Origin of the sequence: Streptomyces sp. NPDC087844 (assembly GCF_044742785.1) — a bacterium.
Lineage (GTDB): Bacteria > Actinomycetota > Actinomycetes > Streptomycetales > Streptomycetaceae > Streptomyces.
Genome location: NZ_JBIUVD010000011.1, coordinates 249,557 through 272,870, shown reverse-complemented (window position 1 = coordinate 272,870; position 23,314 = coordinate 249,557). Strand labels below are relative to the sequence as shown.

Here is a 23,314-nt window from a genome sequence, read left to right as displayed (position 1 = left end):
TATTTATGCTGGGCAGGGGGTGCTCACGGACCGGTTCAGCCGTTCTGCCAGGACGCCGGATTCCATACGCCCGAGCGCCGCAGCGACGCCGGGCAGTGCAGGTATATCTCGTCGATCTCCAGGACCAGGGCCAGCGCGGGACGCTGACCCTTCAGAGTCATGGCGTCGAAGAACGGGGCGTCGGTGAGGATGCGCGCCCGGCCGTTGACCCGCAGGACCTCTTTGCTGCCGGGGATCAGATAGAGCAGGCCCGCGTGCGGGTTGTCGAGGATGTTGTGGAGGCTGTCGCCTCGACGGTTCCCCGGCCGGTCGGGGAGGGCGAGCGTGCCGGAGTCGATGACGTGCGTGAAGCCCGCGATGTCCCCGCGCGGGGAGACGTCGCAGTTGCCGCGCGCGTCGGAGGTGGCCAGCAGACAGAAGGGCGAGCGGGCGATGATGTCCCGGTCCTGGTCGGCCAGCCGGTCGTGGACCTTCTCGATCACGATGGGCCAGGGTTCGCCGAGCAGCTCGCGCAGCTCGGCGCCCGACCCCAGTTCGACCCAGCCTTGCTCGCCTTCCTCGGTCACGGCGTCCGGCCCTTTTGCGGCGGTGTCGATCGTGTGCGGCAAGGCCGACTCCAAACATGCGTGCGTCCGGCGGGTGCAAGTAGTTGCACGCAGAACATTATCCGACGTCGTTACGGCGTCGTCAGGCATGCCTTATCCGAGAGGAACCAGGGATCGGCGAAAGCACCCACCGCGTGCATCTCCGAACCGGCGGGCGGGACTCAGGAGGCGAGCACGGCACGTCCCTCGGCGATGATGGCCGCCAGCTCCTCGATCTCCCCCGCGCCGAGGGAGGTCAGGGGCGGGCGGACCGGTCCTGCCTTGCTCCCCTCCAGCGTCACCCCCGCCTTCACCAGGGCCACCGCGTAGCCGGGGACCCGCTTGCGCAGCCTGACCAAGGGGTGGAAGAAGACCCGCTGCAGCGCGTCGAGCCGCTGGTGGTCGTCGGCCTCCAGCGCGCGGTGGAAGGCGAGGGAGATGTCGGGCGCGAAGGCGAACGCGGCCGAGGAGTACAGCTTCACGCCCAGGGCGCGGTAGGCCGGCTGGCTCGCCTCGGCGGTGGGCATGCCGTTGAAGAACTGGAACTCCTTGCCGGACGCGCTCAGCGACTCACGTACGGCGGAAATGATCCGGGCGACGAGATCGAGGTCGCCGGTACCGTCCTTGAAGCCCGTCACCGTGGGCAGTTGGGCCACTTGCGACGCGGTGTGCTCGTCGAAGCGCGCGTTGCCCCGGTTGTAGACGATCACCGGCAGGGAGGTCTCCCCGGCGACCGCGCGGACGTACGCGACCAGGCCCTCGGGGGGCGAGTCGACGAGGTAGGGAGGCATGAGCAGCAGACCGTCCGCACCGGCGTCGGCTGCGGCGCGGGCGAAGCGGCGGGCCAGCCCGAGCGCGCCTCCCGCCCCGGCGTACACCGGGACCCGTCCGGCCACCGCGTCGACGGCGGTCCGTACCACCGCGGCGAACTCCTCGACGTCCAGGGCGTGGAACTCACCGGTGCCGCAGGCGACGAACACGCCGCCGGGGCCGGCGTCGGTCCCCGCCGAGACGTGCTGGTGCAGGACGGCCAGGTCGACCTCTCCGAGATCGGTGAAGGGGGTGACGGGGAAAAAGAGGACGCCTTCGAGCATGGGGGTCTTCAACTCCTGGGGAAGTGGGGCGAGGGTGCGAGGGGGCGAGAGGGCTGGACGAGGAAGCCTCAGGTGGCCGCGGAGGCGCCCGCGCGCACCACGTTGACGAGCGGGCGGCCCTCTTCCAGACGGTTGATGTTGTCGGCGATCTCCACCGCGCGGGCGGCGAAGGTGTCGGTGGTGTGGCCCGAGTGGTGCGGGGTCATCAGCACGTTGGGCAGTCGGTGGAACGGCAGCCTGCTCGGCGCCTGCGGCGGGCCCGACCACCACACGTCCAGTGCGGCCCCGGCGATGACACCCGAGTCGAGGGCCTCGTAGAGCGCGTCCTCCTGGACGACCGGTCCGCGGGCCACGTTGACCAGCAGGCTTCCGGGTCCCATGGCCGCCAGTTCGGCGGGGCCGATCAGCCCGCGGGTGGCGGGGCCGAGGGGGACCGTGACCACCACGACGTCGGACTCGGCCAGCAGGTCGGGCAGCCGGTCGTCGCCGCCGATCCAGTCGGTCCGCAGGTCTTGGGGGACCGGCGCGGAGGGGTCGCGCCGCACGGCACGCACCCGCATGCCCACCGCCTGGCACAGGCGTGCGACCTCGGTGCCGGTCTCGCCGAAACCGAGGATGCCCACCCGGCGGCCCTCCAGCGTCGTCCCGAACGGCAGCTCCGGGTCGACGGCCACGTTGCGCCACTGTCCGGACCGCAGTGCGCGGTCGGCGCCCAGGACGTCGCGGGACAGCATCATGACGGACATGAGCACGTGCTCGGCGATGGAACGGCCGTGGTGGTGCGTGGTGGTGACCGACACCTCCGGGCCGAGCGCGTCCAGCGGGATGCCGTCGTAGCCGGCGCCGACGACGTGGACGAGCCGGAGCCGTTCGGCGCGCCGGGCGTCCTCCGCGCGCAGTGGGGAACCGACGAACACCTCGGCGTCGGTGATGGCTTCGGAGATCCGTTCCGTCGTCCAGTCGAAGGATTCCAGCCAGGTGTGCGGGCCCCGCGCGCGGGCCTTGAGCGGTTCGTGGAAGCGGCTCAGGATGCGGTGGTTGAGCATGATGTGCACGGGCGGGTCACCACCGGGGGGTCTCGGTCGGGAAGGAGGGGTCCACGGTGCGCATGTAGCCGGTGTCGTCGCGGTCGCGCAGTCCGCAGTCGAGGTACTGCCGGTGGAGCCTGGCGAGCGCGTCCCGGTCCAGTTCCACACCCAGGCCGGGAGCCGTCGGGACGGTGACGCGGCCCTCGGTGAACCGCAGCACCTCGGTGTCGACGACGTCCTCGTCCGGCTGTTTCCAGGGCGTGTGCGTGTCGCAGGCGTAGGTGAGGCGCGGGGTGGCCGCCGCGAGATGGGTCATCGCCGCGAGGCTGATGCCGAGGTGGGAGTTGGAGTGCATCGACAGGCCGAGGCCGAAGGTGTCGCAGATCGCGGAGAGCTGGAGGCCGCGCCGCAGCCCGCCCCAGAAGTGATGGTCGGACAGGACGATGCCCACGGAACCGCGGGCCACGGCCGGGGCGAGGTCGTCGAAGGAGACGACACACATGTTGGTCGCCAGGGGTGTCGGCGTTCCCGCGGCCACGGCCGCCATGCCGTCGATGCCCTCGGTCGGGTCCTCCAGGTACTGCAGGGCTCCGTCCAGCTCGCGGGCGACGTGCAGCGAGGTCTCCGTGCTCCAGGCCGCGTTGGGGTCGAGGCGCAGGGGCAGGTCGGGGAAGGCCTCCCGCAGGGCCCTGACCGCCGCGATCTCCTCGTCCGGCGGGAAGACGCCGCCCTTGAGCTTGATGGAGGAGAAGCCGTACGTGTCGATCATGCGGTGGGCCTGGTCGACCAGGCCCTTCGGGTCGAGGGCGGCGCCCCAGTCGTCGTCCTCCTGCCCGGGGTGTGCGGCCCACTTGTAGAAGAGGTAGGCGCTGTAGGGGACCGAGGGGCGGACGGCTCCGCCCAGGAGGTCGCTGACCGGCCTGCCGATCAGCTTGCCCTGGATGTCCAGACAGGCGACGTCGAAGGGTGACATGACCCGGTCCACGGCGCTGCTGCCGGTGACCATCCCGGACATGCCGTCGCCGCCCGAGGTGTCCGGGCCCAGCGCGCGCGTGGTGCGGGCGATCAGGTCGTTGAGGTTCCAGACGTCCAGGCCGGTCAGTTCCTCGGCGGCGCGGCGCAGCCGTTCCAGGTGGACCGTGCCGCCATAGGTCTCACCGATGCCGGTGGCACCGGACTCCGTGGTCATCTCGACGATCGTGCGCAGCGCGTAGGGCTCGTGCACCCCGACCGTGTTGAGCAGTGGGTAGTCCTTGAAGGCCACGGGAGTCACGGTGACGTCGGCGATGCGTGCTGCGTTCCCTGCCATGAATGCCGTCCTCATATGTAGTCCGCGTTCTCATTTGTAGACAGCCATCCTTGCGGCTGTCAATGGGCGGCTACGGAACGGGGGTGAGGAGAACCCCCTCCGTCATGAACCGCCGGACGTTGTCCAGGACCAGGTCGGCCATCGCCTGCCGCGTCTCGTGCGTCCCGCTGGCCACGTGGGGCAGCAGGAGCACCCGGTCCGACTCCAGCAGCGCCCGCGGCACGTTCGGTTCGTCGGCGAAGACGTCGAGCGCCGCACCGGCGATCCGCCCCTCCCGCACCGCCGCGACCAGGGCGGGCTCGTCGACGACGCTGCCGCGCGCGACGTTGACCAGGAATCCCCGGGGGCCGAGCGCGTCGAGCACCTCCGCCGAGACCAGCCCCCGGGTGCCCGGCCCGCCCGCGACCGTGACGACGACCGCGTCGCACTCGGCGGCCAGCTCCCGCGCGGTCGGGAGGTGGCGGTAAGGGACGTCGGCCACCGGGACCCGCGAGCAGTACGCGATGTCCGCGTCGAAGCCTTCGAGCCGCCGCGCGACGGCCCGGCCGATCCGGCCGAGACCGAGGATGCCGACCCGCTTCCCGCTCACCCGGGAGGTCAGCGGATAGGGCGCCGCGCCCCACCGACCGGCCCGTACGTACCGGTCGGCGGCCGACAGTTCGCGCATGACGTCGATCAGACCGCCGACGGCGAGGTCGGCCACGCAGTCGTTGAGCACGTCGGGGGTGTTGCTGACGTCGATGCCGCGCGCCCGGGCGTGGGCCACGTCCGTGGTCTCGTAGCCGACGCCGAAGTGGACGATCGCACCCAGTCGCGGCAGCGCGTCCATCAGGGAGTTGGCGACGCCGAACCGCGCGCTGGTCACCGCGGCCACCACGTCACCGGCCTCCTCGCGCAGGTAGGCCGCGGGGTCGGGCAGTTCGTGCAGACGTACGGTGCGGTGGCGCTCGGCCAGCGCCTTCTCCAGGGCGGGGAGCAGCGGGGACACCTGGAGGACGGCGCCCGGGGCGGCCGGGTCAGGGGAGGAGGAGGTGGAGTGGGATGAGTGGGACATGGTGGTACTCCCGTCATAACTGAAGGTCCGTGACGTTCGGTACGCGGTGGCACGCGGGCCGGACCGGACGGTGGTCGCGCGGCGACAGGTGGTGACGACACCGTCGGCGCGGTACCCGGCCGAGGAGGTCCGGGCGCCGCGACGGCGACGGACCCGAGAAGATCCGTCGACGCGCATCCCTTGACGCTGCCACGGCACCGGTTTAGCTTCGGCGTTCACAGATGCGGACCGAGTACGTAAGTGTAAACAGCTCAGGAGGTCGGCCCGCACTCGGTACGCGACACATCAGCACTCCCCCGGAGATACGCCGACGATGAAGTCCCCCGTTTCCTCCCTTCCGCCCGGCCGACGGCGGCCCCGCACGACGACCGCCCTGCTGTTGGCGGGCACGGTGCTGGTGTCCAGTGGCTGCGCCGTGGCCAACAGCGCCGGCGGCGACGCCGGCCAGGCCGACGGCCGCACCCTGCGCGTGGTGCTCACCCAGGAACCACCGACGCTGGAGCCCTGTGAGGCCTCACTGACCGGTACCGGCGTCGTCGTCCGGTCCAACATCACCGAGCCGCTCGTCGAACGCGATCCCGACTCGGGCGAACTGCACCCGCTTCTCGCGACCGGCTGGAAACAGACCGGGCCCCGCACCTGGACCTTCGACACCCGCAGCGGCGTGACCTTCCAGAACGGTGAGCCGTTCACGGCGAAGGACGCCGCCTTCTCCATCGACCGGGCGGTCAACTCCGACCTCGCCTGCAATGTCGAGGGCTACGTCTTCGGTGACGACGACCTCGAAGTGAAGACGGCCGGGGACAACCGGCTGACCGTCACCACCGCGAAACCCGACCCCATCCTTCCGCTGCGCCTGAGCTTCGTGGAGATCGTGCCGCGCTCCACCGGCGCCAAGGCCAAGGTGCGTGTCCCGATCGGCACCGGCCCGTACGCCGTGCGCTCGTGGCAGGCCGGCACCGCGATCTCCCTCAGCCGCTACGACGACTACTGGGGCGAGGCTCCGGCCTTTCCCCGGGCACGTTACGTCTGGCGCAGCGACGCCAGTGTCCGGGCCGCCATGATCGACAAGGACGAAGCGGAGATCGCCGTCGCGCTCGACTCGATGGAGGCGGAGAAGGACACGACCGCCTCCTATCCCAACAACGAGACGACCGCGCTGCGGCTGGACGGCCGCGAGGCGCCGCTCGACGACCTGCGGGTGCGCCGGGCGATCGACCTGGCCGTCGACCGCCAGGGCATCATCGACGCCCTGCTCGGCGGACTGGCCGAACCCGCGGGCCAGCTCGTGCCGCCCGGAGTGGTGGGACACAGCGACGCGATAGAGCCGACCCGCCAGAACGTGGCGAAGGCCCGGACGCTGGTGCAGGAGGCGAAGGCCGACGGCGTACCCACCGGCCGCACCATCACCCTGGTCGCCCGCAACGGCATGTTCTCCGGGGTGTCGGAGACCGCGGAGGCCCTGCAGTACCAGATGAAGGAGATCGGGCTGAGCGTACGGGTGCGCATGGCCGACACCGCCACCCAGCTCCAGTACCAGCTGAGGCCGCTGCCGAAGAACGTCGGCCCCATCGCCCTGCTGATCATGCACGGCAACCAGGCCGGTGACGCGGCCTTCACCGCCAGCCAGTACCTGCTCGGTGACGGCCCGCAGTCCACCTTCGGCACGAAGGAACTCGACGGGCGCATCGCCGACGCGGGCCTGCTGTCCGGACAGAAGCGCCAGCAGGCCTTCGCCGACCTGCTCGCCGACCAGAACGACACCGTCGTCCAGTACACCCACATCGCCCACATGAGCGGACTGCTCGGGCTGTCACCGTCGATCCGCTACGAACCGAACTCCGCCACCGGCGACGAGATGCGGCTGGCCGAGGTCGGCCCCGCCGAGGGGGCGAAGGGCTGACATGATCCCCTTCCTGCGCAAACGCATGATCTCCAGCGCCATCCCGTTGTTCTGTGTGGTGCTGGGCGTCTTCTTCCTGGCCCGTATGACCGGCAATCCGGTCGACCTCTACCTTCCCCTGAGCGCCACCGCCGAGCAGCGCGCCGAGTTCTCCGCCGCCCAGGGCTTCGACCTGTCGATCCCCGCGCAACTGTGGAACTACCTCGCCGACGCCGCGCGCCTGGACTTCGGCACCTCGCTGCGGACCGGGCAGCCGGCGACCGAGATGGTGCTCGACGCCTTCCCGGTCACCCTGCAGCTCGCCGGTGTGACCATGCTGCTCGCGATCACCGGAGCGCTGCTGGTCGGCAGCCTGGCCGCCTACCGCCCCAACTCGCCGGTCGACCGGATCGCCAGCCTGCTGTCGATGACCGCCGCCAGCATCCCCGACTTCTGGTTCGCCATCATGGGCGTGCTCGTCTTCGGGGTGAGCCTCGGCTGGCTGCCGACCTCCGGCACCCTCGGCGGGCCGGAGATCTGGGTGCTGCCCGTCGCCACCCTGCTGATCCGCCCCTTCGGAGTGCTGGTCCAGGTGGTGCGCGGCAGCATGGTCACCGCGCTCTCCGCCCCCTACGTCAAGATCGCCCGCAGCAAGGGCGCCACGCCCCAGCGGGTGATCTTCGGCCATGCCCTGCGCAACGCGGTGACGCCCGTCCTGACCGTGGCGGGCGACCTGGCGGTGGGCCTGGTCAACGGTGCGGTGATCGTCGAGACGATCTTCGGCTGGCCGGGCATCGGCAAACTCATGATCGACTCCATCCTCCAGCGCGACTTCGCGGTCCTCCAGGCGGCCGTGCTCCTGACCGCGGTGACGATCTTCGCGCTCAACATCCTGGTCGACGTCTGTCACGCGCTGACCGATCCCCGTGTGCGACTGGCGGTGCCGGCGTGAGCGAAGGAAGCACCATGCCCCGAGAAGAACCCACGCCCACGGACAGCGCTGTGGGCACCACCGCGGACAGCACTGCCGCCGCCGCACCGGACACGACTGCGGCCGACGCCGGACCCGCGCCCCACCGGGCGAACTGGTGGCGCATGCTGGGTCGCGACCGCGCGGCGGCCGTGGCGGCCGTCGTCCTCTCCCTGGTCGTCCTCGTGGCGCTCTTCGGGCGCCTCCTCATCGGCGACCGCGCGCAGCGGCAGGATCTGGACGCCTCCCTGCGGCCCCCGTCCCTGGGCGAGGGGGTGTACGGACTGTTCGGCACCGACGTCCTGGGACGCAGCGTGCTGGCCCGGCTGGTCGACGCCGCCGCCACGACCCTGTCCGTGGCCGTCCCGGCGGTGCTGTGCTCGCTGCTGATCGGCTCGGCGCTCGGCCTGTGGGCCGGTTACCACGGGGGCCGCCGCGAGAGTCTCGCCCTGCGTGTGGCCGACGTGATCCTCAGCTTCCCCTCCCTGCTGATCGCGGTGGTCGTGCTGTACGTGTTCTCGCCGAGCGCGCTGAACCTCGTACTGATCCTCGCGGTGGCCCGTATACCGGTGTATCTGCGCACCGCGCGGGCGGAGGCGGCCGAGCTGCGCAGCCGGCTGTTCGTGGACGCGGCCCGCACCTTCGGCACGCCCAGCCGCAACATCATCTACCGGCACGTCCTGCCGATCGCCCTGCCCACCCTGCTGACGGTCGCCACGCTCGACTTCTGCTTCGTCATGCTCACCGAGTCCTCCCTCAGCTTCCTGGGCATCGGCATCCAGCCGCCGGACGTCAGCTGGGGCCTGATGGTCGCCCAGGGCCGCCAGTACCTCCAGACCGCCTGGTGGATCACCGTGCTCCCGGGGCTGGCCATCGTGTTCACGACGGTGTCCGCCACGGTGCTCGCCGCCTGGGTCCGCATGGCCGCCGACCCCGCCCAGCGCTGGCGACTGACGCTGCCCACCAAGCGCCGCGGTGCCTCCGCCGCCGTACCCCCGGAGCTGATCCCGTGACGACCACCGCCGTGCCCTCGCCGCCCGCCGCCGACACCCCCGACAACACTCCCGCCCTCGACGTCGAAGGGCTCTGCGTCGAACTGAACACACCCGCCGGGCGGGTGCGCGCCGTCGACGGCGTCAGTTTCAGCGTCCGTCGCGGCCGTACCCTCGCCCTTCTCGGCGAGTCGGGCTGCGGCAAGTCGATGACCGCGCTGTCGGTCGTGGGGCTGCTGGACCCCGCGGCCGAGGTGACCGGCGGTGCCGTCCGGGTCAGGGGCAGCGACACGCTGCGGATGAGCCCCGCGGAACGCCGCAAACTCGCCGGACCCGTGCTGTCCATCGTCTTCCAGGACGCCCTGACCGCCCTCAACCCGGTCCAGCCGGTCGGCCGGCAGATCGGCGAGCCGTTCCGCATCCACCGCGGGCTCTCCCGTCGCCAGGCTCACGAGAAGGCGGTCGAGCTGATGACCCGGGTGGGCATCCCGGAGCCGCGGCAGCGGGCCCGTTCCTACCCGCACCAGTTCTCCGGCGGTATGCGGCAGCGGCTGCTGATCGCGATGGCCGTCGCCCTCGACCCCGACGTCCTCATCGCGGACGAACCCACCACCGCGCTGGACGTGACCGTGCAGGCGCAGATCATGCGGCTGCTGCGGGACCTCCAGGACGAGCGGGAGATGGCCCTCGTCCTGATCACGCACGACCTGGCCGTGGTCGCCCAGCGCGCGGACGACGTGGTCGTCATGTACGCGGGCACGGTCGTCGAGAACGGACCAGTGCGCGAGGTCTTCGCAGCCCCCCGCCACCCCTACACCCGGGGGCTGCTCGACTCGGTGCCGGAACACGCCGTACGCGGGCGCCCGTTGCCCGCCGTGCCCGGCAGCCCGCCCGAACTGAGCGCGGTGCCGACCGGATGCGTCTTCCAGGACCGCTGCCCGCTGGTGCGCGAGCGATGCGTCCAGGAACGGCCGTCCCTGCGCGCGTCGGGCGACGGACGCTCGGCCGCCTGCCATTTCTCCGAGGAGCTCGACCGTGCCTGAGAGCCGCACGCCCGAAACCCGCGTCACCACCGCCGACGCCGCCGACGGACACCGCACCGGCGGGCCGGCGGAGTCCGGGCCCCTGCTGGAGGTCAGCGGCGTCACCAAGACCTTCGGCCACGGCCGCCGCCGGCTGACCGCCCTGGACGGGGTGGACATCCGGCTCGGCCGCGGCGAGACCCTCGGGCTCGTCGGTGAGTCGGGCTGCGGGAAGTCCACCCTCGCCCGGGTGCTGCTCGGCCTGGAACGGCCCGACGCGGGCACCGTACGGTTCGACGGCACCGACCCGTTCGCCCTGCGCGGCAAGGACCTGCTGGCCTGGCGCCGCCGCGTCCAGATGGTCTTCCAGGACCCCTTCGCCTCGCTCAACGCGCGGATGTCGGCCGCCGACCTGATCGGGGAACCCTGGCGCACCCACCGGGACGTCGTACCGGACGCCAGGGCCAGGGAGAAGCGCGTCCGCGAACTCCTCTCCCTGGTCGGGCTGCGCGCCGGCGACGCCCACCGCTACCCGAACGAGTTCTCCGGCGGACAGCGCCAGCGCATCGGCATCGCCCGCGCGCTGGCCCTGGACCCCGACCTCATCGTCTGCGACGAGCCGGTCTCCGCGCTTGACCTGTCGGTGCAGGCCCAGGTTCTGAACGTCCTGTCGGAACTTCGGGAACGCCTCGGCGTGGCCTATGTGTTCATCTCCCACGACCTGTCCGTGGTGCGGTACATCTCCGACCGGGTGACCGTGATGTACCTGGGCAAGGTCATCGAACAAGGCGCCACCGAGGAAGTCTTCGAACGCCCCCAGCACCCCTACACCGCGGCCCTGATGTCGGCCGCGCCGGTCCTGGACGCGTCCCGCGCGTCCGGCGACCGGGAGATCCAGCTCAAGGGGGAGATTCCGTCGCCCTTCGACATCCCGTCGGGGTGCCGGTTCCGCACGCGGTGTCCGCGGGCGGAGGAACTGTGCGCCTCGCAGACTCCGCCGCTGGTCGTGCGGGGGACGCCGGGGTCGGCGGACTCCCACACGGCGCTGTGCCACTTTCCGTTGCAGGAGGCAGCTGCGCGGGCGTGAGCGGTCGGTCGTCGGCTGCGGGCCGGTGGGGGTTGCCCGCGCAGTTCCCCGCGCCCCTCGGGGCGGGGCTGCGCCCCGGTCCCCTCAGGGGCGCGGGGAGCTGCGAGCTCAGCCCTCACCGGCCCGCAGCCGGAGTAGGGTCCGCGGCAGTACTCCCGAAGCGATGAGGAGTGATGCCCGGTGCCCCCGACCGCCCCCGCCCCGCCCGTGGAACTGACACCCGCCGCCGCCGAGCTGCTGCGCAAACTGCGGGACGCGCACGGCCCACTGATGTTCCATCAGTCCGGCGGCTGCTGCGACGGCAGCGCGCCCATGTGTTATCCCGAGGGCGAGTTCAGGACAGGCGACTCCGACGTGCTGCTCGCCTCGCTGACCGTCGAGGGGGTCGAGGAACCGGTCATGTTCTGGATGTCGCGGAGCCAGTCCGAGGTGTGGAACCACACCCGGCTGATCATCGACGTGGTGCCGGGGCGGGGCAGCGGCTTCTCCCTTGAGGCGCCCGAAGGGGTACGTTTCCTGACGCGTTCGCGCCTCGTCGGCACGTAGTCATCGTCAACGCACCCTCTCTGTGGTGAACTCCCCCGTGTCCTGGGCCATTTGAGGAGACAGCGGAGAGAGCAGGGGCACCGTGACACTACGCACCGGACGACTCGGAACCGCACTGACGGTCCTCGCCGCGTGGAGCGCGCTGGCCGGCGCGGCCCTCGTCGGGGCGCCGCCGGCCAGCGGCACGCCGACCGGCGGCGCACCGGGCTTCAGCCGGATCGCGCCGGGGGTGCGCTATACGGAGTTCGACATCCCGGCCGCCAAGGGTGTGACGCACGCGCACGTACTCAGTGTCGATCTCGCCAACCCCGGGGTGAGCGTCGATCTGCTGCACCCGGGCGTGGTCGCGGCCCGCGCGACGGTCTCCCGGCTGACCGACGCCCAGGGTGCCGTCGCGGGCGTCAACGGCGACTTCTTCAACATCACCGAGACCCAGCACCCGGGGGTCGAGGCGACCGGCGCGTCCGTCGGCCCGGCGATCGCGAACGGGCACACCTACAAGGCGGCGGTACCGAACGGCCAGCGCTTCGGACCGGCCCTGCCGCCCGGCACGAGCACCGAGGACGTCCTCGGCGTCGGTACGGACCACCGGGCCCGCCTCGACAGCCTGGCTCTCGACGGTTCGGTCGAGACGCCGCAGACGCGGCTTCCGCTCGGCGGCCTCAACCAGTACGCGCTGCCCGTGGGCTCCGTCGGAGCGTTCACCTCGGACTGGGGTCAGGTCTCCCGGGTGCGGGCCACCTGCGGGACGGACACCGACCGGGCCGCGCCCTGCAGTACGGACACCTACGAGGTGACGGTCCGGGACGGCCGCGTGGTGTCGTCCGCGGACACCCCCGGCAGCGGAACCATCGCTTCGGACACCACGGTTCTGGTCGGCCGGGAAGCGGGAGCCCAGCAGCTGCGCAAGCTGTCCGTGGGCGAGCAGGTCGTGGTGCGGCACCAGCTGGTAGGGGCCGCGTCGAAGGCCCCGTACCACTTCGCGATCGGCGGTTATCCGGTCCTGCGGGGCGGGCAGCCGCTCGCGGGGCTCGACAACGTGACGGCGGCGGTAAGGACCGCGGCGGGCATCTCCGACGGCGGGAACCGGCTGCTGTTGCTGGCGCTCGACGGGGCGGCGGACTTCCGCAGCGGTCTCACCATCGCGGAGGTCGCCGACACGATGAAGAAGTTGGGCTCGGTGGACGCGTTCAGTCTGGACGGCGGCGGCTCCACCACACTGGCCGCCCGGGAGCCCGGGTCGACCACCGCGACCGTACGCAACCACCCCAGCGGCGGGGCCGAACGCCCGGTGCCCAACGGGATCGGCGTGTTCTCCAAGGCCTGAGATCCGCCGGAGCCTCGGGCGCGCCAAGGGCTGTCCCGTAATCCCCGGCGGGCGCACGACGACAGCTACGGCACCTCGCCGCGTTGTCGGATCGCCCGAATACGCCCAGTATGAGGACGACCCTCCGCCTTGCGATGCACCGCATCTGACGCCGCGCGCTGATCCACCGGGGATTACGGGACAGCCCTCAGGGCCTGAGGCTGCTGACGATGTCGGCCGTCGCCGTCACCCCGTCATGGATGGTCGGCGCCATGCTGGTACTCGCCAGATAGAAGCCGAGCAGGACGCAGACCACCGCGTGCGAGAGCTTCAGCGCGCCGTTGCGCAGGAAGACCACCGCCAGAATCACGAGCAGCAGCACCACAGAGATGGAAATGGCCACCGTCAACCTCCTCCGCCACGTCACACCGCGGCTTTCGGCCGCAAGTGTGGCGTAGCGGGGGGTTCGTCCGTGCGGCTGACGTGTCCGCCGAACGTGTGTTTACTGCGCGTGACCGCGCGGGGCCGGGCCCGCGCGCTGGTTACGCCCGTCGGCGGGCGTCCAGGAAGGCTTCCAGCCCCGCGAGGTCGTCGGTGTTGAGGTAGTCGGCGTCCGCGGCGAGGAGTTCGCTCCAGACCGCGTCACGGGCGGGGCCCGCCAGGTCCGGGGTGGCCCAGAAGCGGACCTTCTGCCCCCGGGAGTGCGCGGCCAGGATGATCCCGCGCAGCTTCTGCCGCTCGGCCTCGGGGAAGGTGCCGACGCCCTGCCAGGTGAAGTTGAGCGTCCAGTTGTCGCTGATCAGTGGGATGAGGGAGGCCGGGGCCGGGACGGGAGCCAGCAGGTCGAGGAGGCGGCCGTCGTAGAAGGCGTGCCGTACGGTCTGTGCCTCCATGGGCACCCGGGCGCCCCGGTCACCGGAGACCACGGCCGTCACCGCGCCGGGCAGGACACGGCCATGGGCGTACGTCGTGAACAGGTGCCGGTAGCGGCGCAGTCGGCGGTCCAGTTCGAGGTACGTGGCCGAGCCCTCGGTCTTGATGTCGATCAGCAGCTGGAGCGGCCTGCGGTACCCCCGGTACACCGAGCCCCGGTTGGCCTTCACCCGGGCGGCGAGGGGCTGCAGGTAGAGGGACTCCAGGGTGCGGGCCGGGTCCAGCTCCACCGGGTCGTGCGCGACCAGGAGTTGGCCGTCGACGAGGTAGATGTCGGCCTCGACGCTGCCGAAGCGGTGGTCGAGCGCGTCGTGGAGGGGCCGGGGGTGGAGGTAGTCGTTGTGGGCGTGGGCACGCCACAGCGGGCGCGGGCGGTGCCGGTCCTCGCTCGCCTGCGCGTACGCGGGCAGGGCGATACCGCCCGCCAGTCCGGCGGCGAGGGTGGTGAGGGCTCTGCGACGGGTGGTGAGGGCCATGTCTGCCTCCCTGGGAGTGCCGTACGGGGCCGTGGTCCGCCCGGCCGGCGAAGTCGGGACTGGGGAGATTATGGAGTCCTGACATGCCCAAGGAGCAGAGACGTGCGGTGAGTTGGCCGGACTGCCGCTGCGTGTTCACTTCACCGGGCCACCTGCACGCGAAGGCCCGCTCCCGTCCCCGGCGAATTCCAGGGGCAGAAGCGGGCCTTCGTGCGATGCGTGCCGGTGAGCCGGTCAGGGGGCCTGGAGGTCCACCAGTACGGCCAGCGCCTCCCGGTGGCTGCCCGCCGTGCCGTACGCGATCGAGTCGGCCTTGGCCCTCTTCAGGTAGAGGTGCACGGGGTGCTCCCAGGTCATGCCGATGCCGGCGTGCAGCTGAAGGGCCTCCTCGGCGGCGTGGACGGCGACGGGCGCCGCGTACGCCTGGGCGAGGGCCACCGCCACGTCCACGTCCGTGCTGTCCGTGCTCCCGCCGGCCAGGGCGTCGGCCGCGTTGCGTGCCGCGGCGCGGGTGTGGACGGTCTCCAGCCAGAGCTGGGCGAGCCGGTGCTTGAGCGCCTGGAAGCCGCCGACCGGCCGGTTGAACTGCTTGCGCTCCTTCAGATAGCGCACTGTTTCCGTCAACGACCATTCCGCCAGGCCGAGTTGCTCGGATGCGAGCAGTCCGGCGCCGGCGCGCAGGGCACGTCGTACGGCGGGGGCGGCGTCACCGACGCGGCGGGCGGTCGCTGCGTCGAGCACGACCTTCGCGACCGGCCGGGTCAGGTCCAGCGACACCTGCGCGGTGACGGTCACGGCGTCCGCGTCGACCGCGTACAGGCCGCCGTCCTCGGCGGGAACGAGCAGCACATCGGCGCCGGCGGCGTCCGCGATGCCCGTCAACTCCCCGTGCAGGACACCGTTCTCGATCCGTACGGTCTTGTGCGCGCCGCCGGGGGTGATGTTCAGGGCGACGGCGAGGGCGCCGGTACGGCGGCCGGACGCCAGCTCGGCGAGGAGGTCGTCGGCGTCGCACTCCAGCAGCGCCTCGGTGGCGACGACCGCGCTCGTCAGATACGGCACGGGAGCGACCGCGCGGCCCAGCTCCTCCAGGACGACGGCGGCTTCGCGGTGCGTGGCACCCTGGCCGCCCAGCGCCTCGGGCACCAGCAGGCCCGCGAGGCCCATGCCCTCGGCGAGGGCCTTCCACGCCTCGCGGTCGTACGGCGCACCGGACTCCGTGCGGGCGATCACGCCCGCCGGGTCGCAGTGGTCGGCGAGCAGGTCACGGACGGCAGCGCGCAGCGCCTCTTCCTCCTCCGAGTACAGCAGGTCGGGCTGTGCGCGCTGCGTTGTCGTCGGGGTCATCGGGCGAGGTCCTTCCAGGCGACGTCCTTGTCGGTGCGCGGCTCGGAGGGCAGCCCCAGCACGCGTTCGGCGACGATGTTCAGCAGGACCTCGCTGGTCCCGCCCTCGATGCTGTTGCCCTTGGAGCGGAGATAGCGGTAGCCGGCGTCCCGGCCGGTGAAGTCGACCTTGTCGGGGCGGCGCATCGTCCAGTCCTCGTACAACAGGCCTTCCTCGCCGAGGAGTTCGACCTCCAGGCCGCTGATCTCCTGGTTGAGGCGGGCGAACGCGAGTTTCATGCCGGAGCCCTCGGGGCCCGGCGCTCCCGCGACCATCTGCTGGCGCAGGCGTTCGCCGGTGAGCCGGGCCACCTCGGCCTCGACCCACAGCTTCAGCAGGCGCTGGTGCAGGTCGTGGGTGCGCAGGTCGGGGCGTTCGCGCCAGGTCTTCGAGACGGGGCCGATCATCCCGCCCTCACGCGGGATGCGCATGCCGCCGATGGAGACCCGCTCGTTCATCAGGGTGGTCTGCGCGACCCGCCAGCCGTCACCGACCTCGCCGAGGCGGTGTGCGTCGGGGATGCGGACGTCGGTGAGGAACACCTCGTTGAACTCGGCCTCGCCGGTGATCTGGCGCAGTGGCCGCACCTCGACGCCGGGGTCGGTCATGTCGCAGACGAAGTAGGTGATGCCGCGGTGCTTGGGCGCGTCCGGGTCGGTGCGGGCGATGAGGATGGCCCAGCGGGCGACGTGGGCGCTGGACGTCCACACCTTCTGGCCGTTGACCACCCAGCTGTCGCCGTCCCTGACCGCTCGCGTACCCAGTGCCGCCAGGTCGGAGCCCGCGCCCGGCTCGCTGAACAGCTGGCACCAGACCTCCTCGCCGACCCACAGGGGCCGCAGGAAGCGGTTCTTCTGCTCCTCGGTGCCGTAGCCGAGGACCGTCGGCGCGGCCATGCCGAGGCCGATGCCGATGCGCCGCGGGTCGTTGTCGGGAGCCCCCGCGGCCTCCAGCTCGTTGTCGACGACGGCCTGCAGGGAGCGCGGCGCGCCGAGGCCGCCGAGACCTTCCGGATAGTGCACCCAGGCGAGTCCTGCGTCGAAGCGGGCTTTGAGGAAGTCCACCCGGTCCGTGCTGTCGATCGGGTGCGCGGCCAGCAACTCCTGAGTGCGGCGGCGCAGTTCGTCGGCGTCGGTCATGCCACGGCTCCGTTCTCGCGGGTGCCCCCTGGGGCGGTCCCGAGGCCGGGCAGCACGGCGACCCGGCCCGTGGTGACGCCGTCGGCGACCCGCTGGACGGCGTCGGCGGCACCGGCCAGCGGCACGCGCTCGCTGACGAGCGGCCTGATCGCCCCTCGGGCGGCCAGCTCGGCGAGCTGCTCGTGGCAGCGCAGGACCAGCTTCGGATCCTTGGTGCTGTAGAGACCCCAGTGCAGGCCGAGGATCGAGTAGTTCTTCACCAGGGCGTGGTGGAGACCCGGGCTGGGGATCGTGCCGCTCGCGAAGCCGACGACCACGATCCGGCCCTCGAAGGCGACGAGCTTGGCGGACTGCTGGTAGGCGTCCCCGCCGACGGGGTCGTAGATCACGTCGGCGCCCCGGCCGCCGGTGGCCTCCTTGACGGCGGCGACGACGTCCTCGGCGCGCCGGTCCACCACGAGGTCGCAGCCCAGCTCTCGGGCGACGGCGGCCTTGTCCGCGCCTCCCACGACGCCGATGACGGTCGCCCCCGCCGCCTTCCCGAGCTGCACCGCCGCACTGCCGACCCCTCCCGCGGCAGCGTGCACGAGCAGCGTCTCGCCGGCCTCAAGGCGGGCTCGGCGGTGCAGGCCGAACCAGCCCGTCTGATAGCCGATGTGCAGGGCCGCCGCCTCGGCGTCGTCCAGCGCCTCGGGTGCGGGCAGCAGGGCCGCGGCGTCCGCGACGGCGTACTCGGCGAAGCCGCCGTACGGCAGCGCCGGGTTGGCCATGACCCGCCGGCCGTCCTCGGTCTCGCCGCAGATCTCCACCCCGGGCGTGAACGGCATCGGCGGCCTGACCTGGTACTGCCCGCGGCACATCAGGGCGTCCGGGAAGTTGATGTTCGCCGCGCGCACCTTGAGCAGGACCTGGCCGTCACCGGGGACGGGCCGCTCCACCTCCGCGAGCCGCATCACCTCGCCGGGCTCACCGTTCTCGTGCACTTGCCATGCCTGCATGCGGGGCCTCCACGGGACTGCTTCGTCTGACCGGGCTCAAACGCATACTAAGCGGTCGCTTGCCTATCAGGGAACAGTCGGTGCCCACCGATGCCCGCCGATGTCACTCGGTCCGGCCGCCGCCCTTCGGGCGCGCCCGCACGTGCATCCGCTCCCCCTGCCGCCCGAAGAGGCTCAGGAACTCCACCGGCCCCTCCCCCGTCGACCCGAACCAGTGGGGCACGCGCGTGTCGAACTCGGCGGCCTCCCCGGCGCCCAGTACGACGTCGTGCTCGCCGAGCACGAGGCGCAGCCGCCCGGAGAGCACGTACAGCCACTCGTAGCCCTCGTGGACACGCGGCTCCGGTTCCAGCTTCCGCTTGGGTTCGAGGACCTTGTAGGCCTGCAGGCCGCCGGGCTGGCGGGTGAGCGGCCAGTGCGTACGGCCGTGCATGACGATCGGCTTGGCCGCCCGGACGCGCGGGTCGCCGACCTGCGGTGCTCCGACGAGTTCGTCGAGGGGCACCTGGTGGGCCCGGGCGATGGGCAGCAGCAGTTCCAGGCTGGGTTTGCGCAGGCCGGACTCCAGGCGGGAGAGGGTGCTCACCGAGATGCCGGTGGCGGTGGACAGCCCCGCGAGGGTGGCACCGCGCTCCTTGCGGACGCGGCGCAGCCGGGGCCCGACCTCCGCGAGAACACCCTCCGTGTCACGGTCGCCCTGATCGTCAGGGTCATCGCGCCCGGCGTGTTCCCCGTGCTCGGCGTGTTCTCGATGCTCTCCATGGCCCCTGTGCCGCTGCTCGTTCATACCTGTATTGCAGTTTCGGCAAAGTCATTTGTCAATACCGGTGCCGTGGGGCGACCTTATCGGTGGAGGTGGTCACCATGACCGATACGTACGAAGTGGTCGTCGTCGGCGGCGGCGCGGCCGGACTGTCCGCGGCGCTCGTCCTGGGGCGCGCACGCCGGAGTGTGCTCGTGATCGACGGGGGCGAGCCGCGCAACGCGCCCGCCGCCCACATGCAGGGCTATCTGACCCGGGACGGCATGTCACCGGCCGAGTTCCTGGCCGTGGGACGCGAGGAGATCGCGCGGTACGGTGTCGAGCTCGTCCGGGACCTGGCGGTGGACGTGGCGCGGGACGCGGACGGGGAGTTCGACGTGACGCTCGGCGGAGGGCGCCGGGTGCACGGGCGCCGGTTGTTCGTCGCCACCGGCCTCGCGGACGAGCTGCCGACGGTGCCGGGGGTCGCCGAGCGCTTCGGCCGGGACGTCCTGCACTGCCCGTACTGCCACGGCTGGGAGGTGCGGGACCAGGCCTTCGGCGTGCTCGCCACGACCCCGATGGGCGTACACCAGGCGCTGATGGTCTCCCAGTGGTCCAAGGACGTGACCCTGTTCCTGCACACGGTCGCGGAGGAGGAGCTGGCGGACGAGGAGCTGCGCAGGCTCGCGGCGGCCGGGGTCGCCGTGGTGCCCGGTGCGGTCGCGGGGCTCGACGTCGTCGACGACCGGCTCACCGCGGTGCGGCTGGCGGACGGCACGGCCCACGAGCGCTCGGTGCTGTTCGTGGCACCCCGGGCGGTCCCCCGCACCGGCCTGCTGGAACAGCTGGGCGCCGAACTCCAGGAGACCCCGTTCGGCTCGTACGCCGTGGTCGACGCCACGGGCCTGACCAGCGTGCCCGGCGTCTGGGCGGCGGGCAACGCGATCGGCTTCGGCGAGCAGGTCGTGAACGCGGCGAGCGGCGGCTACCGGGCGGGCGCCACGATCAACGGCGAACTGCTCTTCGCGGACCTGGACGCGGCGGTGCGGGTGCGGTGACGTGCCCGTCCGGGCGTAGCGGTACGACCCCGCCCGGGCAGGACGGCGCGCACCGCGCCGAGGCGTGGCGGCGCAACCCCGCCCAGGTACCGCGGCGCGGCCGTCCGGGCGCGGGGACGCGTCCGCCGCGGCCCTCGGCCCCGTCCGCCCAGGTGTACGCGGGGCGTCTCCGTAGCACCATGACTTCATGTTGCTGTCCCGGCTCGCCATGGTGTCCCAGGAGGTCGCCGCCACCTCCGCGCGGTCCCGGAAGGTCGCTCTGCTCGCGGAGCTCTTCCGGGACGCGGAAGCGGACGACGTACCGATCGTCATCCCGTATCTGGCGGGCCGTCTGCCCCAGGGGCGGCTCGGTGTCGGCTGGAAGCTCCTGAGTACGTCCGTGCCGCCCGCCGGGGAGCCCACGCTGACCGTGCGGGACGTGGACGGCCGCCTGACCGCTCTCGGCGCTGTCTCCGGCACCGGCTCGCAGGCGGAGCGGGCGCGGCTCGTCGGGGAGCTGATGGGCGCGGCCACCGAGCCCGAGCAGAGGTTCCTGCGCGCGCTGATCGGCGGTGAGGTGCGGCAGGGCGCCCTCGACGCCGTCGCGGTCGAAGGGCTCGCCCGGGCGACGGGCGCGCCCTCCGCCGACGTCCGCAGGGCCGTGATGCTGGCGGGTTCGCTGCGGACCGTGGCCGAGCGGCTGCTCGCCGACGGACCGGAGGCGCTGGAGGTGTTCCGGCTCACCGTCGGCCGGCCCGTACTGCCGATGCTGGCGCACAGCGCCCCCTCCGTCGCCGCGGCGCTCGACAAGCTCGGCGCCTGCGTGGTGGAGGAGAAGCTCGACGGCATCCGCGTCCAGGTGCACCGCGACGGCGACGAGGTACGGGTCCACACCCGCACCCTCGACGACATCACCGACCGGCTGCCCGAGATCACCAGGGCCGCCAGGGAGTTGAAGGGCAAACGTTTCATCCTGGACGGCGAGGTCATCGCGCTCGACGGGAACGGGCGGCCCCGGCCCTTCCAGGAGACCGCGGGCCGCGTGGGCTCCCGGGTGGACGTCGCGACCGCCGCCGAGGCCGTGCCCGTCTCCCCCGTCTTCTTCGACGCGCTGTCCGTGGACGGCCAGGACCTGCTGGACCTGCCGTTCGCCGACCGCCACGCGGAGCTCGCCCGGCTGGTCCCCGAGCCGATGCGCGTACGGCGTCTCCTCGTGCCGGATCCCACGGACGAGTCGGCGCGGGCCGCCGCCGAGCGGTTCAGCACCGACACGCTCGCACGCGGCCACGAGGGTGTCGTCCTCAAGTCGCTGGACGCCCCCTACAGCGCGGGCCGGCGCGGAGCCTCCTGGCTGAAGGTCAAACCCGTCCATACGCTCGACCTGGTCGTGCTGGCCGCCGAGTGGGGCAGCGGGCGGCGTACCGGCAAGCTCTCCAACCTGCATCTGGGCGCCCGCAGGCCGGACGGCTCGTTCGCCATGCTGGGCAAGACCTTCAAGGGCCTCACCGACGTGATGCTGGCCTGGCAGACCGAACGGCTCCAGGAACTCGCCGTCGGCCCTGTCGAGGAGAGCGGTTACGTGGTGACCGTCCGCCCGGAGCTGGTCGTGGAGATCGCCTACGACGGTCTGCAGCGCTCCACCCGCTACCCGGCGGGCGTCGCCCTGCGTTTCGCCCGGGTCGTGCGCTACCGCGAGGACAAGGCACCCGAAGAGGCGGACACCGTAGAAACGGTGCTCGCCGCACACCCGCAGGTCGCCGCGTGACGCCGGCCGCCGCCGCGAAACGCAGCGCTGGCCTGCTCCTCTTCCGCCGCACCGACCACGGCGTCGAGGTGCTGCTGGGCCACATGGGCGGCCCGTTCTTCGCGAGGCGCGACGCCGGGGCGTGGACCGTACCGAAAGGCGAGTACGAGCCCGACGAGCCGGCCTGGGACGCCGCCCGCCGCGAGTTCCCGGAGGAACTTGGCCTGCCACCGCCCGACGGCGAACCCGTCCCCCTCGGCGAGGTCACCCAGACGAACGGCAAGATCGTCACGGCCTGGGCCGTCGAGGCGGACCTCGACCCGACGGCCATGGTCCCCGGCACCTTCACCATGGAATGGCCGCGCGGCTCGGGCCAGGTCCAGGAGTTCCCGGAGCTGGACCGGGTGGAGTGGCTGGACATGGACCGCGCCAGAGCGGTCCTGATCAGGGCCCAGACGGAGTTCCTCGACCGCCTGGAAGAACATATGCGCTGACGAGAGGGGCACGCGCCCTGCAAGGGACGCGACCGGCCACGTCAAGCCCGCACCCGACCTACAGCATCAGGAGGCCAGCACCATGCCCATCGCAACCGTGAACCCGGCAACAGGCGAAACCCTGAAGACCTACGACGCCCTCGGCGCGGACGAGATCGAACACCGCCTCGCCACCGCGGAGGCCGCGTTCCGGACGCACCGCACAACGTCTTACGAGGAGCGCTCCGGGCTGATGCACCGCGCGGCGGACCTCCTGGAGGGCGACGCGGCGGACATCGGCCGGACGATGACCATCGAGATGGGCAAGCCCGTCAAGCAGGCCCGCGCCGAAGCGGCGAAGTGTGCGAAGGCGATGCGCTGGTACGCCGACCACGCCGGGGAACTCCTCGCCGACGAGGAGGGCGCGAAGACCGACGCGCAGGACTCCGGCGCCTCCCGCGTCCTCGTGCGCTACCGCCCGCTGGGCCCGGTCCTCGCCGTCATGCCGTGGAACTTTCCGCTCTGGCAGGTGATCCGCTTCGCCGCGCCCGCGCTGATGGCGGGCAACGTCGGGTTGCTCAAGCACGCCTCGAACGTCCCGCAGACCGCCCTCTACCTGGAGGAACTGTTCCGCCGGGCGGGCTTCGCGGAAGGCTGCTTCCAGACGCTGCTCGTCGGCTCGGGCGCCATCGAGGACATCCTGCGCGACCCGCGCGTCAAGGCGGCCACCCTGACCGGCAGCGAACCGGCGGGCCGCGCGGTCGCCTCCGTCGCCGGGGACGAGGTCAAGAAGACCGTCCTGGAGCTGGGCGGCAGCGACCCGTACGTGGTCATGCCGTCGGCGGACCTCGACAAGGCGGCGAGGACGGCGGTGACGGCCCGGGTGCAGAACAACGGGCAGTCCTGCATCGCCGCCAAGCGGTTCATCGTCCACACCGACGTCTTCGACGCCTTCGCCGAACGCTTCACCGAGGCCATGAAGGCCCTCACGGTGGGCGACCCGCTGGACGAGGGCTCGGACGTCGGCCCGATCGCCACCGAGCAGGGCCGCGACGACCTGACGGAACTGGTCGACGACGCCGTCGAGGGGGGCGCGACCGTGCTGTGCGGCGGTGAGCTTCCCGACGGGGACGGCTGGTACTACCCGCCGACCGTCCTCGCAGACATCACGCCCGAGATGCGTATCCACCACGAGGAGGCGTTCGGCCCGGTCGCCACGCTCTACCGCGCCGCCGACCTCGACGAGGCGGTGGCCATCGCCAACGACACGCCGTTCGGGCTGAGTTCCAACGTCTGGACCCGCGACGAGGCCGAGACCGACCGTTTCGTACGGGATCTGGAGGCCGGCGGGGTCTTCTTCAACGGGATGACCGCCTCCCACCCGGCGTTCCCGTTCGGCGGGGTGAAGCGGTCCGGCTACGGGCGTGAGCTGTCGGGCCACGGAATCCGAGAGTTCTGCAACATCACCACCGTATGGCACGGAGCGTGAGCCTTCCGCGGCTACGATCC

22 protein-coding genes are annotated in these 23,314 nt (G+C 71.9%); 11 read left to right on the top strand and 11 right to left on the bottom strand.

Annotation, left to right across the window (positions count from 1 at the left end; translation table 11 throughout):
• Positions 1 to 35 precede the first annotated feature (35 nt).
• From ACIOKD_RS23030 to ACIOKD_RS23010, 5 genes are all read right to left on the bottom strand, one after another.
• A complete protein-coding gene (locus tag ACIOKD_RS23030; RefSeq protein ID WP_402086968.1) occupies positions 36 to 608 on the bottom strand; it encodes an MSMEG_1061 family FMN-dependent PPOX-type flavoprotein in 573 nt (190 codons plus the stop codon).
• A gap of 158 nt (positions 609 to 766) precedes the next feature.
• Positions 767 to 1,690 (bottom strand): 5-dehydro-4-deoxyglucarate dehydratase, encoded by a 924-nt coding sequence (locus tag ACIOKD_RS23025; RefSeq protein WP_402086966.1) that lies wholly within the window; start codon positions 1,688 to 1,690, stop codon positions 767 to 769.
• 56 nt (positions 1,691 to 1,746) lie between these two features.
• The gene (locus tag ACIOKD_RS23020) at positions 1,747 to 2,724 is read right to left on the bottom strand and encodes a 2-hydroxyacid dehydrogenase (protein ID WP_402087049.1); all 978 of its coding nucleotides are present in this window, start codon (positions 2,722 to 2,724) and stop codon (positions 1,747 to 1,749) included.
• Positions 2,725 to 2,740: 16 nt separating this feature from the next.
• Positions 2,741 to 4,015, bottom strand: coding sequence for a glucarate dehydratase family protein (locus tag ACIOKD_RS23015; RefSeq protein WP_402086964.1), 1,275 nt, complete (start codon positions 4,013 to 4,015; stop codon positions 2,741 to 2,743).
• A 70-nt stretch (positions 4,016 to 4,085) separates the two neighbouring features.
• Positions 4,086 to 5,069, bottom strand: a complete 984-nt coding sequence (locus tag ACIOKD_RS23010; RefSeq protein ID WP_402086962.1) for a 2-hydroxyacid dehydrogenase — start codon at positions 5,067 to 5,069, stop codon at positions 4,086 to 4,088.
• A gap of 313 nt (positions 5,070 to 5,382) precedes the next feature.
• On the opposite strand from ACIOKD_RS23010, the gene ACIOKD_RS23005 reads away from it, so the two are divergent.
• The 7 genes from ACIOKD_RS23005 to ACIOKD_RS22975 all read left to right on the top strand — a co-directional run bounded on the left by ACIOKD_RS23005 (position 5,383) and on the right by ACIOKD_RS22975 (position 12,895).
• Complete coding sequence (locus ACIOKD_RS23005; RefSeq protein ID WP_402086959.1) at positions 5,383 to 6,972, top strand: ABC transporter substrate-binding protein; 1,590 nt, start codon at positions 5,383 to 5,385, stop codon at positions 6,970 to 6,972.
• A 1-nt stretch (position 6,973) separates the two neighbouring features.
• Positions 6,974 to 7,903, top strand: a complete 930-nt coding sequence (locus ACIOKD_RS23000; protein ID WP_402086956.1) for an ABC transporter permease — start codon at positions 6,974 to 6,976, stop codon at positions 7,901 to 7,903.
• Between the two features lie 14 nt (positions 7,904 to 7,917).
• Positions 7,918 to 8,934 carry an ABC transporter permease gene (locus tag ACIOKD_RS22995; RefSeq protein WP_402086954.1) on the top strand — a complete coding sequence of 339 codons (1,017 nt, stop codon included), beginning with the start codon at positions 7,918 to 7,920 and terminating at the stop codon, positions 8,932 to 8,934.
• Entirely contained in the window at positions 8,931 to 9,956 is a 1,026-nt protein-coding gene (locus ACIOKD_RS22990) for an ABC transporter ATP-binding protein (RefSeq protein ID WP_402086949.1), read from the top strand. The genes ACIOKD_RS22995 and ACIOKD_RS22990 overlap by 4 nt, the downstream gene beginning before the upstream one ends.
• Positions 9,957 to 10,038: 82 nt before the next feature.
• Positions 10,039 to 11,022, top strand: coding sequence for an ABC transporter ATP-binding protein (locus ACIOKD_RS22985; protein WP_402087046.1), 984 nt, complete (start codon positions 10,039 to 10,041; stop codon positions 11,020 to 11,022).
• A gap of 180 nt (positions 11,023 to 11,202) precedes the next feature.
• The gene (locus tag ACIOKD_RS22980) at positions 11,203 to 11,568 is read left to right on the top strand and encodes a DUF779 domain-containing protein (protein WP_402086945.1); all 366 of its coding nucleotides are present in this window, start codon (positions 11,203 to 11,205) and stop codon (positions 11,566 to 11,568) included.
• Positions 11,569 to 11,650: 82 nt separating this feature from the next.
• Positions 11,651 to 12,895, top strand: coding sequence for a phosphodiester glycosidase family protein (locus ACIOKD_RS22975; RefSeq protein WP_402086943.1), 1,245 nt, complete (start codon positions 11,651 to 11,653; stop codon positions 12,893 to 12,895).
• Positions 12,896 to 13,082: 187 nt separating this feature from the next.
• Here the strand turns inward: ACIOKD_RS22975 and ACIOKD_RS22970 are convergent, their stop codons facing one another.
• From ACIOKD_RS22970 to ACIOKD_RS22945, 6 genes are all read right to left on the bottom strand, one after another.
• A complete protein-coding gene (locus ACIOKD_RS22970) occupies positions 13,083 to 13,277 on the bottom strand; it encodes a hypothetical protein (RefSeq protein ID WP_402086940.1) in 195 nt (64 codons plus the stop codon).
• A 139-nt stretch (positions 13,278 to 13,416) separates the two neighbouring features.
• Positions 13,417 to 14,283: a phosphatidylinositol-specific phospholipase C/glycerophosphodiester phosphodiesterase family protein gene (locus ACIOKD_RS22965; RefSeq protein WP_402086937.1), complete on the bottom strand. Its 867-nt coding sequence runs from the start codon at positions 14,281 to 14,283 to the stop codon at positions 13,417 to 13,419.
• A 234-nt stretch (positions 14,284 to 14,517) separates the two neighbouring features.
• Positions 14,518 to 15,630 (bottom strand): acyl-CoA dehydrogenase family protein, encoded by a 1,113-nt coding sequence (locus ACIOKD_RS22960; RefSeq protein ID WP_402086934.1) that lies wholly within the window; start codon positions 15,628 to 15,630, stop codon positions 14,518 to 14,520.
• Complete coding sequence (locus tag ACIOKD_RS22955; RefSeq protein ID WP_402086931.1) at positions 15,627 to 16,808, bottom strand: acyl-CoA dehydrogenase family protein; 1,182 nt, start codon at positions 16,806 to 16,808, stop codon at positions 15,627 to 15,629. Before ACIOKD_RS22955 ends, ACIOKD_RS22960 begins: the two co-directional genes overlap by 4 nt.
• Positions 16,805 to 17,806 (bottom strand): NADPH:quinone oxidoreductase family protein, encoded by a 1,002-nt coding sequence (locus ACIOKD_RS22950; RefSeq protein ID WP_402086929.1) that lies wholly within the window; start codon positions 17,804 to 17,806, stop codon positions 16,805 to 16,807. Before ACIOKD_RS22950 ends, ACIOKD_RS22955 begins: the two co-directional genes overlap by 4 nt.
• 103 nt (positions 17,807 to 17,909) lie before the next feature.
• Positions 17,910 to 18,593 (bottom strand): helix-turn-helix domain-containing protein, encoded by a 684-nt coding sequence (locus tag ACIOKD_RS22945; protein ID WP_402086926.1) that lies wholly within the window; start codon positions 18,591 to 18,593, stop codon positions 17,910 to 17,912.
• A 77-nt stretch (positions 18,594 to 18,670) separates the two neighbouring features.
• Here ACIOKD_RS22945 and ACIOKD_RS22940 point away from each other — a divergent pair, with 77 nt between their 5' ends.
• The 4 genes from ACIOKD_RS22940 to ACIOKD_RS22925 all read left to right on the top strand — a co-directional run bounded on the left by ACIOKD_RS22940 (position 18,671) and on the right by ACIOKD_RS22925 (position 23,294).
• On the top strand, positions 18,671 to 19,609 hold the full coding sequence (locus ACIOKD_RS22940; RefSeq protein WP_402086923.1) for an NAD(P)/FAD-dependent oxidoreductase: 939 nt from the start codon (positions 18,671 to 18,673) through the stop codon (positions 19,607 to 19,609).
• Between the two features lie 187 nt (positions 19,610 to 19,796).
• Positions 19,797 to 21,353, top strand: coding sequence for an ATP-dependent DNA ligase (locus ACIOKD_RS22935; RefSeq protein WP_402086919.1), 1,557 nt, complete (start codon positions 19,797 to 19,799; stop codon positions 21,351 to 21,353).
• Entirely contained in the window at positions 21,350 to 21,826 is a 477-nt protein-coding gene (locus ACIOKD_RS22930) for an NUDIX domain-containing protein (RefSeq protein ID WP_402086916.1), read from the top strand. Before ACIOKD_RS22935 ends, ACIOKD_RS22930 begins: the two co-directional genes overlap by 4 nt.
• A gap of 82 nt (positions 21,827 to 21,908) precedes the next feature.
• The gene (locus tag ACIOKD_RS22925; protein WP_402086914.1) at positions 21,909 to 23,294 is read left to right on the top strand and encodes an NADP-dependent succinic semialdehyde dehydrogenase; all 1,386 of its coding nucleotides are present in this window, start codon (positions 21,909 to 21,911) and stop codon (positions 23,292 to 23,294) included.
• Positions 23,295 to 23,314 lie beyond the last annotated feature (20 nt).

What these genes read in the sequence shown, in the direction of transcription:
- ACIOKD_RS23020 (WP_402087049.1), bottom strand. Translation starts at nt 2,724, where the DNA reads ATGCTCAACCACCGCATCCTGAGCCGCTTCCACGAACCGCTCAAGGCC.
- ACIOKD_RS23015 (WP_402086964.1), bottom strand. Translation starts at nt 4,015, where the DNA reads ATGGCAGGGAACGCAGCACGCATCGCCGACGTCACCGTGACTCCCGTG.
- ACIOKD_RS23010 (WP_402086962.1), bottom strand. Translation starts at nt 5,069, where the DNA reads ATGTCCCACTCATCCCACTCCACCTCCTCCTCCCCTGACCCGGCCGCC.
- ACIOKD_RS23005 (WP_402086959.1), top strand. Translation starts at nt 5,383, where the DNA reads ATGAAGTCCCCCGTTTCCTCCCTTCCGCCCGGCCGACGGCGGCCCCGC.
- ACIOKD_RS23000 (WP_402086956.1), top strand. Translation starts at nt 6,974, where the DNA reads ATGATCCCCTTCCTGCGCAAACGCATGATCTCCAGCGCCATCCCGTTG.
- ACIOKD_RS22995 (WP_402086954.1), top strand. Translation starts at nt 7,918, where the DNA reads ATGCCCCGAGAAGAACCCACGCCCACGGACAGCGCTGTGGGCACCACC.
- ACIOKD_RS22965 (WP_402086937.1), bottom strand. Translation starts at nt 14,283, where the DNA reads ATGGCCCTCACCACCCGTCGCAGAGCCCTCACCACCCTCGCCGCCGGA.
- ACIOKD_RS22960 (WP_402086934.1), bottom strand. Translation starts at nt 15,630, where the DNA reads ATGACCCCGACGACAACGCAGCGCGCACAGCCCGACCTGCTGTACTCG.
- ACIOKD_RS22955 (WP_402086931.1), bottom strand. Translation starts at nt 16,808, where the DNA reads ATGACCGACGCCGACGAACTGCGCCGCCGCACTCAGGAGTTGCTGGCC.
- ACIOKD_RS22950 (WP_402086929.1), bottom strand. Translation starts at nt 17,806, where the DNA reads ATGCAGGCATGGCAAGTGCACGAGAACGGTGAGCCCGGCGAGGTGATG.
- ACIOKD_RS22945 (WP_402086926.1), bottom strand. Translation starts at nt 18,593, where the DNA reads ATGAACGAGCAGCGGCACAGGGGCCATGGAGAGCATCGAGAACACGCC.
- ACIOKD_RS22940 (WP_402086923.1), top strand. Translation starts at nt 18,671, where the DNA reads ATGACCGATACGTACGAAGTGGTCGTCGTCGGCGGCGGCGCGGCCGGA.
- ACIOKD_RS22935 (WP_402086919.1), top strand. Translation starts at nt 19,797, where the DNA reads ATGTTGCTGTCCCGGCTCGCCATGGTGTCCCAGGAGGTCGCCGCCACC.
- ACIOKD_RS22925 (WP_402086914.1), top strand. Translation starts at nt 21,909, where the DNA reads ATGCCCATCGCAACCGTGAACCCGGCAACAGGCGAAACCCTGAAGACC.